10 protein-coding genes are annotated in these 14,990 nt (G+C 59.8%); 4 read left to right on the forward strand and 6 right to left on the reverse strand.

Going from position 1 to position 14,990, the window contains the following annotated elements; all coding sequences use genetic code 11:
* Positions 1-10 precede the first annotated feature (10 nt).
* Positions 11-2,638 carry a hypothetical protein gene (locus tag AC3WJP_RS19295; protein ID WP_493722292.1) on the forward strand — a complete coding sequence of 876 codons (2,628 nt, stop codon included), beginning with the start codon at positions 11-13 and terminating at the stop codon, positions 2,636-2,638.
* Positions 2,639-2,752: 114 nt separating this feature from the next.
* Positions 2,753-6,706 carry an RHS repeat domain-containing protein gene (locus AC3WJP_RS19300; RefSeq protein ID WP_493722293.1) on the forward strand — a complete coding sequence of 1,318 codons (3,954 nt, stop codon included), beginning with the start codon at positions 2,753-2,755 and terminating at the stop codon, positions 6,704-6,706.
* Positions 6,707-6,740: 34 nt separating this feature from the next.
* Here the strand turns inward: AC3WJP_RS19300 and AC3WJP_RS19305 are convergent, their stop codons facing one another.
* Entirely contained in the window at positions 6,741-7,361 is a 621-nt protein-coding gene (locus tag AC3WJP_RS19305) for a response regulator (RefSeq protein ID WP_493722294.1), read from the reverse strand.
* Positions 7,362-7,414: 53 nt separating this feature from the next.
* On the reverse strand, positions 7,415-7,684 hold the full coding sequence (locus tag AC3WJP_RS19310; protein WP_493722295.1) for a helix-turn-helix domain-containing protein: 270 nt from the start codon (positions 7,682-7,684) through the stop codon (positions 7,415-7,417).
* Positions 7,685-8,174: 490 nt separating this feature from the next.
* Between AC3WJP_RS19310 and ahpC the strand changes: the two genes are divergently transcribed.
* Complete coding sequence (gene ahpC, locus AC3WJP_RS19315; protein ID WP_493722296.1) at positions 8,175-8,738, forward strand: alkyl hydroperoxide reductase subunit C; 564 nt, start codon at positions 8,175-8,177, stop codon at positions 8,736-8,738.
* Between the two features lie 253 nt (positions 8,739-8,991).
* On the forward strand, positions 8,992-10,554 hold the full coding sequence (gene ahpF / locus AC3WJP_RS19320; protein ID WP_493722297.1) for an alkyl hydroperoxide reductase subunit F: 1,563 nt from the start codon (positions 8,992-8,994) through the stop codon (positions 10,552-10,554).
* Between the two features lie 48 nt (positions 10,555-10,602).
* On the opposite strand, the gene gloA is transcribed toward ahpF, so the two are convergent.
* From gloA to AC3WJP_RS19340, 4 genes are all read right to left on the reverse strand, one after another.
* Positions 10,603-11,127, reverse strand: coding sequence for a lactoylglutathione lyase (gene gloA, locus AC3WJP_RS19325; protein WP_493722298.1), 525 nt, complete (start codon positions 11,125-11,127; stop codon positions 10,603-10,605).
* A gap of 303 nt (positions 11,128-11,430) precedes the next feature.
* On the reverse strand, positions 11,431-11,796 hold the full coding sequence (locus tag AC3WJP_RS19330; RefSeq protein ID WP_493722299.1) for a histone-like nucleoid-structuring protein, MvaT/MvaU family: 366 nt from the start codon (positions 11,794-11,796) through the stop codon (positions 11,431-11,433).
* A 220-nt stretch (positions 11,797-12,016) separates the two neighbouring features.
* Positions 12,017-13,489, reverse strand: coding sequence for a xylulokinase (xylB, locus tag AC3WJP_RS19335; RefSeq protein ID WP_493722300.1), 1,473 nt, complete (start codon positions 13,487-13,489; stop codon positions 12,017-12,019).
* A 6-nt stretch (positions 13,490-13,495) separates the two neighbouring features.
* Positions 13,496-14,977 carry a mannitol dehydrogenase family protein gene (locus AC3WJP_RS19340; RefSeq protein ID WP_493722301.1) on the reverse strand — a complete coding sequence of 494 codons (1,482 nt, stop codon included), beginning with the start codon at positions 14,975-14,977 and terminating at the stop codon, positions 13,496-13,498.
* Positions 14,978-14,990 lie beyond the last annotated feature (13 nt).

The raw sequence follows: 14,990 nt of genomic DNA on the forward strand, positions 1-14,990 counted from the left end.
GAGAACTGTCATGGCCACATTCGCGCAACTGCTACAAACGTTGAAAAACGGCTCCTATACCGGTGGATGGGGTGCGATTGCCGCATTCGACGGCGCCACTATCGCACCACTGTTCGCTGACTATTATGCAGCGATGATTCACGGACACGATGCGGTACGTCCGATCGCCAAGGACCCGCAAACCATCCCCTTTACCGAAAGCCAGGACTTGTTCGCGACTATCCACAACGTGGTGCTGGCGGCGCCGCAGCTTTCCCTGGCCGGCGGTTCGTTACAGAACCCCAAGGTACTGCTGACCTACGCGCTGTCGCAGGGTGTGTATTCCGAGCGCTCGAGAAACCCCGGCAGCCCGGAAAAAGTCGTGCGTCTGACCAACCTGGCGGCTGGCGCAACCCATACGTTGACGGTTGAGCTTGACCTCACCGATGCGGTCGGCCGCATCGATGCTCAGGGCACCGCCTGGCTGACGTTGGGGGCGGCGAGCAATCCAGTGTGTAGCGTGGGTTCCAGCGATGTGGCGAAACGCAAGGTGGGCGAATGGTTGCTGGAGGCTCTCGGCGCACGTCAGACGGGTCCGATCCAATTGGCACTGGGCCACCTGGTGGCTGAGCGCTCATTTACGCGCCCGGCCTCGTTCATGCTTCGCCCGCAGGCCGGCCCAGCCGGGACGAGCGGGGCGCTGCTGGTGCTTATCACCAGGCCAGACGGCACACCAGGGCTGATCCCGAACCAGGCCAGCTTCCCTTATTTGATCCCCGAGGGACGCGATAGCAGCAACTCGCCCTACTCGGCAACGCTGCTGGTGGCTCGCGACTATCCGACGTTGATAGAGGGAGAAGCGGAGCAATTGTTCGGCCAGATCCTGTTCCCCAACGAGCAGTATTTCAAGGCCGATTCGATACATCGGGATACCCGGGACATCGTATTGTTCGGTAATGTCAAGCGGCGCCCCGCGCAGGCATCCGACCAGCAGGTCGGGCGTTACCTGCCCGGCGCCACGTCGCAGCTGATGACCGTAAGCGCAGGCCCTTCGGCATTCCCCGTCACGCTCATTGCCTCATCGTCGACCACCACAGGCTGGACATGGGAGCTGCCACAACCGGCGTTGGGTACCCTGGTCGATCAACCCGGCGCTGGTGCCATTTACACCCCGCCCGCGAGTCTGCCGGCGGACACGTCGATATCGCTTCAGCGCGTCATTGCCACCAATCGAGGCACCGGCGAGCGTTACGAGGCCTGTCTGGTCATACAGGCGCCTTATGCGCCGGTGGTGGAGTTTGATCGGACGCTGGTGAGTGATGTGCCCTTAGGGGTCGCAATCACGCTTTGGCATGATCTTGAACTCGATGATTATTCCGAACAATGGCATGTGGTCGGGCGCGGTACGGTGGAGGACGCGAGCCCTGCGGCGCCTGGCAAGCGCAGGTACAGAGCACCCGCTGAAGCGGGCGACGACATCGAGTTGCTGGTGTGCCGGATCTTTTCGCCGAGCGGCAGATTGGCGGGCTATGGCTATGCCATCATCCAACTGGGCCAGACGAACGAGCCCGGGCAATGGCCGGAGCCGGAGCCTTTCAAAATCCGCGCCAAGCATACGGGGGCGGTGCCTTATGCCAATGGTTTGCAGCAGTTCGAGATCGAAGTCGAAATTGGTACCGGCACAAACCAGCCGGATATGACCGACGCCGAATTTGCGACCTTGCGGCTTGCCGTGCGCGGTGGTGCCGATCTCCCGCTGATTCCGAGCACCCTCGAGGGCTTGCCGCTCGATATCGACGGCGTTAGCGCTCCCTGGGGCTACAAACTGGAACGCAACGACTATCTGCTGGCGGGCAATACCAACGCCGCCGCCGATGTGCAGGCTGCCAAGGGCAGTACCCGATTCAAGACCTTCTATCTGCATACCACAGCCACATCGCCGGCGACGTTTATCGCACGCATCACCGACGCCAATAACAAAGTCCATTCCTCTAGCGAATCCGGAGACGGGGAAGGGCAGGAGCGAACACTGACCGTCGACCGACGCCCGGTGCCAACCTGGTCGCAGGACCTGTCGCGTATTCCACGCAAACGTGTGGCTGGGGGATATCTGGACCTGGGCCAGCCTGCCGATCCTAATTACACCATCGAGAACCCCAACTATGACTGGCATTTGCGCACCTGCGATTATTGGACTATCGCGCAACATATCAATCAGCAACCGGTACGTATTGTAAGGCTGCAGATTCATAGCGATGGCCCTCCGATCAAGTGGGAAAGCGAGCAGAACAACGAAGATCTGTTCAGCTATATCGGTTACGCCTTGATCAAGGATGCTTCGAACCCTCGCAACCTGAAGTTTGCTTCGGTGGTCTCGGACCCGCTGCTGTATCTACCCAAGGTATTCGAGGGCACGCCCCAGCATGCGGTGATCGACCATGCGTCAGCGCCGGCGCCGGGTCAGTTGTTGCTCTCGGTCAACCGGGTGATGGAAGTCTTTTACCGGCAACGGGCAGCCATCAAGGAGGCCGCGGGCGGGACGTTCGATTTCGAACAGCCTGTGAGTTTTTCCCTGTGGGATGAATATGGCAACCGCTATGGATTGCAGGTTTCATTCGAATCCCTCAATCGCGACAAACTTCAAGTACGGCAAGTTTAACGCAGCGAACGAAGTTGCCAGGGCCGGATAACTACCCTGGCAGTTTTCAATAATCGATAAGAGGTTTCTACAATGACTGCATCTACCGCAGTGCACTCTAACGCGTTCAATTTCATGAGTTACATCCAGAACGGTGTCGATCCTCGCACGGGTCAATACACGCTGGGGATCAACTTGCCGGCCTTGCAGTCCTATGACCTGAATGGCCCGGAACTGCCCGTCGCCCTCACTTATAATCCGCTCAACACACTGGATGGCGGCTATGGCAAGGGCTGGGACCTGAAGCTGTCGCAGTTCACCGTGCAGACCCGGATCCTGGCGCTGAGCACCGGTGAGTCGTTCAAGGTCACGGGGGGCAGTACGGTACTCGAGCCTGAAATCGAGGAGAAGAAACTCGCCTCGTTTCGCTTTTTCCAGGACGGCAACGGTCGGTATCGCGTCGTTCACAAGTCCGGACTGGTGGAATACCTTGAGGTGCAGACGGGGACGCCGCAAGTTGCGCTGCCTAAGTACATCGAGTCGGCGCAAGGCCACCAGCTGACGCTCGACTACGGCGTATACAACAGCACGCCGTATTTGACGTCGATCCGCGATGAGACCTCGCAGTTGCTGCTGGTGACCCGTGACGGCAATCTTGTTCATGTCGATCTGCGCCCCGGTGCTGGCGAGCAAGGTGCGCCTTGGGCGCGTTATACCCTGGAGCTGAGCTCGGGAAGCGTCAGCCGTATCATCCTGCCGACCCAGCCAGAGGCGTCCTGGCGTTTTGAATACGTGACCATTCGTGGGCTGTTGTGCCTAAAAACCGTCCACTCGCCGACCGGCTCGCGGGAGGAGCTGGCCTATGACGATGAAGGTCATGCCTTTCCGGGCGGTGGCCGCCGCGGCGCCAAGGGGGCGATCGCGACGCCCAGGTCGACGTCGCCGCAGTCCGCGCAAAAGCTCGAGCAGGTTCTGGATCAACGCTTCGGCCCCCGCAGCGCGGCACCGCAAGCGCTGCCCCGGGTGACTCGCCATGTGACGTTTCCCGGGTCTGACCAACCCAATATCGTCGTGCAATACAGCTACGGTGTGGATGGCGCCCCAGGCGCCAACTTTCTGGGTTACGGTGCCGAGGGCGTCGTCTACGATCCCAGCGGACTCGATAACCTGTATCAGGCGACCTATCCCTATAGGTATGGCTCCACGGAAAAACTGATAGTCGATGGTCAGGCGGTCCGCAGCATCGAGCGCATCTTCAACGGCTATCACCTGTTGGTGGAGGAAAACACCACCCAGAACAGCTGTGTCAAAAACGTGGTCACCGTCTATCCCTTGAAACCGGATCTGCCGTTCCAGCTACAGGATCCGCAGTGCCAGTTGCCTGCCGAAGTCGCCACGACCTGGTCGCATCTGGTCGAGGGAGGCTCGCGCACCGAGCGCGAATACAGCACGTACGACACCTCGGGCAATATCATTCGCAGTGTCGCCAACACCGGAGTGGAGGAAATCACCAGCTGGTATGCGGCGGAAGGTGAAGAGGGCTGCCCGGCCGACCCATGGGGGCTGGTTCGCTATGTGAAGGCCAAGACGGTCAAACCGGCCAACTCGGCCTTCGCGGACACACCGGTATTGACCACTCGCTATAGCTATGAGCTGCAGTCGCCGGTGCACAGCGCGAGCACGCCCTGGGTAGCGCCCGTCAGCGAGGTGCTGTTCCAGGGGGCGGCCGGCAATGAAGTCGAACTGCAACGCAGCGTGACCACTTACGTCGACAAACCTGCCAGCCCCGGCGAGCATGGCCGGCCTGCGTCGGTGAGTGTGACCTTGGGCGGCCACACCTCGGTGACTCGCTATGCCTACACCACGGAGTCTGCCCAGGCGGCAAGCCGCAGCGGCGTGGCCGTGCGGGCGACCACCGAGCCAAGCTTGAAGACGACCGAGACGTTGACGACCCACGACAACTTGAGCAAAACCGTCATTCGCCTCGAATCGATCCTGACCGGCAATACCTTGCTGGACCGCGACGACAACAACGTCGAAATTCGCACCGCCTACAACGCTCTCGATCAGGTCATCGCCGAAACGGCCGCTCCGGAAACACCGCAAGAGGCGACCCGCCAATACACCTACACATTGGTCAACGTCGCCGGCGGCACTGCCGAGCAGCGTGTGATCGATGTCAAAGGGATTCAGACTCGCACGATCTTCGATGGCCTGAACCGGGCGATCCGTGAGGAGCGGCAACAAGAGGCCTCATCAGCCCGTGCTGGCGAATTTGTGCAGACCTACGGGGCTTCCTATGACGCCTATGGCCAGTTGGCCGAAGAAACCGAATACGACTGGCGCCTGGGCGATGCACCGAAACTTTCGGGGACGAAGTTCGGTGCCGGACAGTTCAACTGGTTGGCCGACGACGCGCTTGCGCTGACCACCAGCTTCACCTATGACGACTGGGGCCAGCAATGCTCGGCGACAGGGCCGGACGGGGTGATAGAGCACCAGCAAGCCAATCCGATCACCCTCGTCACTACTGCATGGCGCGAGGGGATGGGCAAGACCTTGACCACCGTCAATCTGTTCGAAAAGCCAGAGCAGGTCGAGCGCAGGAGCGCTACCGGGAGTCGCTATAGTGTCGAAACCTCCAAGTACGATGGCCTCGGCAGGCTGCGCGAGGCCACCGACGCCGGTAGCGCCAAGACCACTTACGAGTACGACGCGTTCGAGCGCCTGACGGTGCAGGTCTTGCCAGACCGCGCTCGCGTGGTGCGCGCTTATGCAACCCACAGCAGTGAAGACTTGCCGATCTCGATCGCGGTCAACGGCAAGCTACTCGGCACCCAGGAGTTCGATGGCCTGTCGCGCATGAAGTTGTCGATCACCGGCAACCGTCCACGCACGTACGTTTACGCCGGTAGCCAGACGCAGCCGATTGCCGTTCATACGCCAGCAGGCGCCACCCTCGAATACGACTACCTGCCGCACCTCAGCGACGAGCCGGTGGCGCGACGGGTGGCCGGGGCGCCCATCACCGCCAGCTATGAACTCGATCCACAGAACGCCAGGTTGCTCAGCGGCACCGAGTCGAGTCATAGCCTGACTCGGTCGTACTTCAGTACCGGCGAATTGAAATCCGAACAGCGCACGGAGGCTGGCGAGACCTATGACATGGAATATGTCTATAGCCTGCAGGGGCGCTTGCTCAGCTACACCGATGTGCTCGGCAACACCCAGACCCATACCTACGATCTGGCGGGCAGGCTGATCGGTACTGACCTTGGCACTACCACGGCCACGCTCACCTATAACGGCGTCGGTTTGAACGAAACCATCAATACCAGCGACTCGGCTATTGGTCAGCAGGTCAACGTGACCCTGAGCTACGATGAGTTCGGTCGGGAAACCAAGCGCGTATTCGACCTGGGCAGCGCGGGCAAGCAGACGCTGGAGCAGACTTACAACGGTCGCGATCAGATGACCAGCCGCACACTCAGCGAAGGGGATGCGCAGTTACGCAAAGAGACATTCGAATATGATCCGCGCGCACGCCTGACGGCCTACACCGCCGAGGGGCCAGAGGCGCCTTACGATCCTGCGGGCAAGCAGATCGCCGCGCAGTACTTCTATTGCGATGATCTGGACAACCACGAGATCGTGCTGACGGAATTCGCCGGTGGCGAGAACTTCGCCGAATATTTCTACAGCGAACTCGATCCCGCGCAGCTGGTTGAGATTACCAACGAACATCCGGACTACGCCGCCTTCAACCTGAGCCTGACCTATGACCAGAATGGCAACCTGCAGCAGGACGAAGCCGGGCGCAATTTGAGTTACGACGCCTTCAGCCGGCTGATCAAGGTGACTCCGGCCGATGGTACCCAGGCGTTGGAGTACGGTTACGACGCGATGGACATCATCAGCTCGGCCGCGAACGAACGGCGCTTCTACCGGGCGGGAGAGCTGGCCAACCTGGTCGAGGATGGGCAAGGGCATACCATCATGCGCGCCGGCGAGGCCTTGCTGGCGGAGCACCAGAGCGACGGCTCGAAACCTCGTACCAAGGGCGGTAAGGCCAAGGGGGTGAAATCCTGACGCGCTGTGCGCTGGATCACGCGGCCAGGGTTCGTCAGGTTGCGTCCAGCCCATTGATGTAGTCCAGCAAGGCACCGTCATGGACCAGCCCAAGCTTGTCCATGGCGTTGCGTTTCTGGCGGGTTATGGTCTTTTCGCTGCGCTGGGTGAGCAACGCGATATCCCGGCCACTGAGGCCCTTCGCGAGCATCCGCAGTACGTCGATTTCTCGAGCGGACAAGGGGTCGTTGGGTTCCTCGAGATTGTGCTGATAGCCGGGGCTGACGTAACGACGTTTCGCCCCGGCCAGACGCACTGCGCGGGCCAGTTCGACCAGGCTGTCCCTCTTGTCGTACAGGCCCATCACACCCATGCGCTGCAATGCCCGCAGCGTGTGAGTGCTGCTGATCCTGCTGAGCACGACAATCTGCACTTTCGGGTATTCATGACGTATGCGCTTGATCATGGCCAGGCCATCGGTCAGTTCGCCGTTGGGCATGGAAAAATCGGTGATCAATACCTTGCAAGGCGATCGCGCAAGCAATTCGAACAGGCCGACGACGGACTTGGCGGCACCGACCACTTCGAATTCTTGACGAGGGTCGGCCGTCAGCGTGGAAGTGATACCCAGCAAGACCACCGGGTGGTCGTCGGCAATGATGACTTTCAGGTTCAAGATCTATGACTCGAGCCGGTGGATCGCTGCTGCGATCAAACCCTGCGGCTCGCTCAGAGATCGATGAGGCCCAGGCCCAACGCCTTGATCACTGCATGAGCTCGGGTGTTTACGTTCAATTTGCCCATGATGTTGCGGCAATGGAAATTCACCGTGCATTCTTCGCAAAGGATGATATGGCCGATTTCCCATGAGCTCTTTCCCTGAGCTATCCACGTCAATACCTGATGCTCTCGATCGGTCAGGGATATGGCCGCCATGTGATGGATGGTTTGCGTACTGGTGATATGGGTAGTCTGGGGCTTGCGAGAATTCCGTTGCATGGCAATCACTCCCAATGGCTGAAGCAGATCGCTGAGGCCGATCTGCAGAGGAAAAGCGCATTACGCACTGGGTTATAGCCTGAATAGCCATGTTTGAAACCTGTAGGAAATGACAGTTTTTGCAGTCTAATGGTCGTCGTAAAACCCAGCTGTAGGACCTAACCCATTGTTTTTGTGGGAAAACTCCACAAATCCGGAAAGGGTCGAAATTTTGGATAGGTTTCGCGTGGTTGGTGCCACAAATCATTAGTCGCAAGAGGGCGCCAGACTGCATGGCACAAGGCGGGCAGTTGCTATCTTCGTCAGCGAAACTGGCAAGTAACGGCTCCAGGCGGTGCCTGTGCCTGGGCATGCGTCTCCCATGACTCTTTATAGTGTCCGTCGATAGGCAAAACCAATCGAACGCATCGACTTTGCCAATGGGCACGATGGGGCAAAGGCCGTTAGGATACACCCCATCAGATTTTCAACCCTGAAGGAGAGTCACCTGATGCCTATCATCAACAGCAAAGTAAAACCATTTAACGCAACTGCCTTCCACAACGGCGCGTTCGTAGAGGTTTCGGAAGCTAACCTCAAAGGCAAATGGTCCGTGTTTTTCTTCTACCCGGCCGACTTCACCTTCGTTTGCCCGACCGAGCTGACCGACCTGGCTGACAACTACGCCGAATTCCAGAAGCTGAACGTGGAAATCTACGGCGTGTCGACCGACACTCACTTCGCTCACAAAGCCTGGCACGACACCTCTGACGCCATCAGCAAGGTCAACTACCCACTGATCGGCGACCCGACTCACCTGATCTCGCGCAACTTCGACGTCCTGATCGAAGAAGCTGGCCTGGCTGACCGCGGCACTTTCGTGATCAACCCGGAAGGCGAAATCAAGATCGTCGAACTGAACGACGGTGGTGTTGGTCGTGACGCTTCCGAGTTGCTGCGCAAAGTCAAAGCCGCTCAGTACGTTGCCGCTCACCCGGGCGAAGTCTGCCCTGCCAAGTGGAAAGAAGGCGAAGCCACTCTGGCTCCGTCGCTGGACCTGGTTGGCAAGATCTAAATTGCCAAAGGCGGGCAGGGCATCTTCCTGATGCCCTTGTCGGTCAGCCGTCTGCATACCTGTGGGAGCCGGGCTCTGCCCGCGAAGCGTTTGAGGCCAGTCGAGCCTCTTCGCAGGCAAGCCCGGCTCTTGCAGGGATCAAGATGGGTACGTTGCTTTATTTTTATCTTGAAACCGCATCGACCGCTCTGCTGAAGACAGTGGACGGCATTGTTGCGCCTTTATTTTCAGACACCACCAAGGAATCGCCCTCATGTTGGACGCCAATCTCAAAGCGCAGTTGAAGTCGTACCTGGAACGGGTCACCCAACCGATCGAACTCGTCGCCTCGCTGGACGACGGTGACAAGTCCCAGGAATTGCTGGGCCTGCTGCAGGATATCGACGCGCTGTCGGACAAGATCACTCTGCGCAGCGATGGGCATGATTCGCGCAAGCCATCCTTCTCGATCAATCGCCCCGGCGAGGACATCGGCGTACGCTTCGCCGGGCTGCCCATGGGCCACGAGTTCACCTCGCTGGTGTTGGCGCTGCTGCAAGTCGGCGGCCACCCTTCCAAGGCCAGTGCCGAAGTGATCGAGCAGATCAAGGCCCTGGACGGTGAGTTCCACTTCGAGACCTATTTCTCGCTGTCGTGCCAGAACTGCCCGGACGTGGTCCAGGCGCTCAACCTGATGGCAGTGCTCAACCCCAAAGTGCGCCACGTGGCCATTGATGGCGCATTGTTCCAGGAAGAAGTTGAGCGTCGTCAGATCATGGCGGTGCCGAGCGTCTACCTGAATGGCGAAAACTTTGGCCAGGGTCGCATGGGCCTGGAAGAAATCCTCGCCAAGCTCGATACCGGCGCTGGTGCCCGTCAGGCCGAGAAGCTCAACGCCAAGGAAGCGTTCGATGTGCTGGTAGTCGGTGGTGGTCCTGCGGGCGCTGCGGCCGCTGTCTATGCCGCACGTAAAGGCATCCGCACCGGCGTGGCCGCCGAGCGCTTCGGCGGCCAGGTGCTGGACACCATGGCAATCGAGAACTTCATTTCCGTCAAGGAAACCGAAGGGCCGAAGCTGGCCATGGCGCTGGAGGAGCACGTCAAGCAATACGAAGTCGACATCATGAATCTGCAGCGCGCCGAGAAGCTGATCCCTGGCGTCGATGGCGGCCTGCATGAGGTGCACTTCGCCAATGGCGCGGTGCTCAAGTCCAAGTCGCTGATCCTGGCCACCGGTGCACGCTGGCGCGAAATGAACGTGCCGGGCGAGCAGCAATACCGTAACCGCGGCGTGGCCTACTGCCCGCATTGCGATGGCCCGCTGTTCAAGGGCAAGCGTGTAGCGGTAATCGGGGGCGGCAACTCCGGGGTCGAAGCGGCCATCGACCTGGCGGGTATCGTCAGCCACGTGACCTTGATCGAGTTCGACAGCCTGCTGCGAGCCGATGCAGTCCTGCAACGCAAGCTGCACAGCCTGCCGAACGTCACGGTTATCGCCAATGCCCTGACCACTGAAGTGACAGGTGATGGTCAGAAGGTCAATGGCCTGATCTACAAGGATCGCATCAGCGACGTGCTGCATACCCTCGAACTGGAAGGTATCTTCGTGCAGATCGGCTTGCTGCCTAACACTGACTGGCTCAAGGGCACCATCGAGCTGAGCCCGCGTGGCGAGATCATCGTCGATGCCCGCGGCGAAACCAGTCACCCGGGTGTATTTGCCGCAGGTGACGTGACCACCGCGCCCTACAAGCAGATCATCATTGCCATGGGCGAGGGTGCCAAAGCTTCACTGGCGGCGTTCGACCACTTGATCCGCACCTCGGCACCGGTCTGATAAACCACCGCAGCAAAAAAAACCCGCGAATTCGCGGGTTTTTCATGATCAGGCCAGCGGTGCTGGCTGGATGATTTCGACCCAGTAGTCGTCCGGGTCCTTGATAAAAGCCAGATGCTTCATACGGCCATCGCTCAGACGCTTCTGGAAGGTAACGCCCAGCGCTTCGAAGCGCTCGCAAGCCGCAGTGACGTCCGGCACCGAAATGCAGATATGACCAAAACCGCGCGGGTCGGTGTTGCCGTTGTGATAGGCGAAGTCGGCATCATTTTCGGTGCCGTGGTTATGGGTGAGTTCCAACACACCGGGAATGGACTTCATCCATTGGTGGCGCGCTGCATCGTCGGCCGGAATAGTGTTCTTATCAACCAACGCCAGGAAATACAGGCTGAACTCGGCTTCAGGAAAATCACGCTTGTCCACCAGGCTGAAACCCAATACACGGGTATAGAAATCCAGCGAGCGGGTAATGTCCTTGACGCGCAACATGGTGTGGTTGAACACGAACTGTTGCGTTGCGGTATCAGGGCTGGCAGTCACACCGGCCAGAGTATTCAAGGTGTCGAGGCTCATGGGGGCTCCATTGCAAATGAATCGTCGTCACCGCAAGGATGCGAGCGACAAGGCCGATCAATGATACGCAGTGAGAGCGCCGATGCCAAATGAACGACCTGGCAGGAACAATGTGAAGGCAAATTCAGGAATTGGGCGTTAAGGTTTTGCGCAGGGGAGGAATAAAACAGTACCGCGGAAAATAAGCAGCCCGCCGAAGCGGGCATATGGGGCGCTGGTCCTTCAGCAGCCTTGATAATCTCCCTGGGACGGTGAAAATACCGTGAAAATCAGGCAGTGGTTCCGTGAACCTTAAAAATATTTTTATCCGCGCAACCAGCTTTCGACAGTGTCGCTGCCGTGCTCGCGCTTCCAGGCCTTTAGGCCGCTGTGGTTGCCGCCCTTGGTTTCGATCAGCTCGCCGGTGTGCGGGTTCTCATAGACTTTGAGGACGCGTGGCTTGCGGGTCTTGACCGGGGCAACCGGGGTCGATTTGGCGTTGGACGCCGATGGATCGAGGATGGAGATGACGTCACGCAGATTCTTGTCGTAGCTCTTCATCAGCGCCTGAAGTTTTTCTTCGAACTCGATTTCTTTTTTGAGGCCTGCGTCGTTTTTCAGCGCCTCCAGCTGTGCAAGTTGTTCTTGCAGGGCTTTTTCGGCAGCACGAAATTCGGCGAGTCTTGACATAGTTGAAGCTCCGGCATGGGTGACGAGGTCACATTGATGTGGCGCCAGAATAATGTCCTGCGATCGAAACGTAAATAAGCGTGGTGTAGAACAGCGTGAAAATTTAACTAAAAACGCCGCTGAATGGCGGCGTATTAGTTTATTCCTTGAAAATTGTATCAATGTGTTAGTTGAGTGCCCGAAATCTGATCGTTATTGCATCAATTTGTACATTCCGCCTTCACAGTGCCGCAAGTTGCTGACGATACCGCCCATAGACCCGCTGATATTCGGCGACATTCGCGGCCAGGGGTATGGCCCGACTCTCTTCATCCATGTGCACACAGCGTTTGCACAGCGCTTGCAAAGAGGTGTCACCCGCGCCAACACACCAGGCCGCCTGAATGGCTGCGCCCAGGGCAGCGGCTTCTGGCTCCTCGGGGCAGATCACCGGCACATTCATGATATCGGCCACTATCTGGCGCCACAGCGGGCTTTTCGAGCCGCCGCCTACCAGGCGGATGCTGTGGCAAGGCAGGCCGCTGTCACGCAGCAGGTCGAGGCCGTAGCGCAGGCCGAAGGTAGTGCCCTCGACCGCTGCGCGGCACAGATTGGCCTGGTTCAGATTGGTGCTGGTCAACCCATGCAAGCTGCCTTGGGCATGGGGCAGGGCCGGTACCCGCTCGCCATTGAGGAAGGGCAGCATCAACACGCCCTCAGCGCCGATGGGTGCCTGCGCGACCACACGGTTGAAGGCCGCCAGGTCGAGCTTGAACAGTTCCCGCACGGTACCGGTGACGTTGGTCAGGTTCATGGTGCAGATCAACGGCAGCCAACCCCCGCTGGATGAGCAGAACGTCGCTACCTCGCTGCTGGGGTTGATTATTGGCTCCTCGCTATACCCATACACCGTGCCCGAAGATCCCAGACTCATGGTGATTTCCCCGGCGACGATGTTGCCGGTGCCGATGGCTGCCATCATGTTGTCGCCGCCGCCACTGGCGACCATGGCTTGCGGGCTAATGCCCAGGCGTCGGGCGATCTCCGGACGTACCCGGCCTACGGCCTCGTCGGCTTGCAGCAGTTGCGGCAGTGCCGCCTGCAAGCGCCCGCTGGGATCGATCTGGTGCAACAGCGCAAGATCCCACTGGCGACTGCGGACGTCGAAGTACCCGGTGCCGGAGGCATCGCCGTATTCGCAGCAACGCCGCCCGGTCAGCCAATAGTTGAGGTAGTCATGGGGCAGCAGTATCGAATGAATCTGCTGAAACACATGGCCGAACTGCTCTTTGGTCCACAGCAGTTTGGAGACCGTATAGCCAGGCGCGATGACCACGCCCAGGCGCTCCAGGGAGCCTTGTTCGCCACCCAGGTACTGCAGCAGCCGATCGTTTTCGTCGGTAGTTTCGGTATCGCACCACAGCTTGGCGGGGCGCAGTACATGGCCGTTGGCGTCCAGCAGCACCAACCCGTGCTGCTGCCCGGACACGCCGACCCCCTCGATCGACTGGCCATCGATTCCCGCTGCCTGCAGTGCCTGCGCGGTGGCGGTCTCGAACGCCGCCACCCACTGCGCCGGATCTTGCTCGCGACGGCCATTGCTGCCGGCGTTCATGGTGTGCGGCGCCGCGCCCTGACCCAGGACCTTGCCGGTACGGGTATCGAGGATCAGCGCTTTGGTACCTTGGGTACCGCAATCAATGCCCAGAAACATGCCAGGTTACCTCTCGTTGGCCAACAACACCTTCAGCGTGTCTTGCACACCCAAGGTGCGCAAGTCGTGCAGTTGACGCTCGAAAGCCGCGGCGAATTCCGTCGATTCGGCGATGACCTTGCCAAAGATTTCTTCGACGCCCAGCAATCGCTCGGTCAGCGTGGCCTGCTCAGCGACCAGACCCCGACAGAAATCGGCCCGCGGATCGACGATGGTATAGGGCCGCACGTCGGCCGGTTGCTGCAGGTACAGCGCCCAGGCGGCGACCACCAGGGCGGCACGGTCCAGAGGGTGGCCGTCGGCGATCAGGCGGTTGATGGTGGGTACGGTGAACTTGGGGAACTTCGACGAGCCATCCGAGCAGACGCGCTGCAGCTGGTCGGCGATCTTCTGGTTGGAGAAGCGCTCGATCAAGGTCGCCTTGTAGTCTGTCAGATCGATGCCCGGTACCGGGTCCAGTTGCGGGGTGACATCCATGTCCATGTACTGGCGGATGTACTCGACGATCAACGGATCGTTCATGGTCTCGTGCACGAACTCCATTCCTGCCAGTGTGCCCAGGTAGGTGAGCGCCAGGTGGCTGCCATTGAGGAGCTTGATTTTCATTGCTTCGTACGGAGTGACGTCGTCGGTGAACTGCACGCCGACCTTTTCCCACGCCGGACGCCCATTGCTGAACTTGTCTTCCAGCACCCATTGCACGAAGGGCTCGCACACTACCGGCCAGGCATCATCAACGCCGTGCTGGTCATGTAGTTGCAGACGGTGGGCATTGCTGGTCATGGGCGTGATGCGGTCGACCATGGCATTGGGGAAGCTGACATTGCTGGCGATCCAGTCGTGCAGCGCTTGATCCTCGGCCAGCGCCGCGAACGCCAGCAGCGCCTTGCGCGCCACGGCGCCGTTGTGGGGCAGGTTATCGCAGGACATCACCGTGAAAGGCGCAACACCGGCCGCTCGGCGTCGCGCCAGCGCCGCGCAAAGGAAGCCGAATACGCTGCGCGGCGCGTCCGGATGCACCAGATCGTGCTGGATCAACGGCAAGTGCGCCATGAACTCGCCGGTGCTGTCGTCGATGCAGTAGGCGCCTTCGGTGATGGTCAGCGACACGATGCGCGTCGACGGATCGGCGAGCTTGGCGATCAGCGCCTGAGGATCGTCCTCGGCCAGCAGCATGTCGGTGATGGCGGCGATGACACGCACTTCGGTGTCGGGTGTATCTGCCAGCTCCACCAGGGTGTAAAGGTAGTCCTGGCCCGCGAGGTCATCGCGGGCCTTGCGGTCCTCGGCGCGCAGGCCGGCGCCGCAGATCGCCCAGTCCAGGCCCTCGCCGCGGTTCATCAGGCGGTCGGTGTAGAACGCCTGATGGGCGCGGTGAAAGCCGCCCACGCCGATGTGGACGATGCCCTGGGACGTGGCCGAAGCCTGATAGGCAGGGCGTTCGACGTGCTCGGGCAGCTGCGACAGGTTTTTCAGATTGAGTTTCATGATGGTTCTCGAC

Source organism: Pseudomonas sp. GW821-FHT01A09, assembly GCF_058986725.1.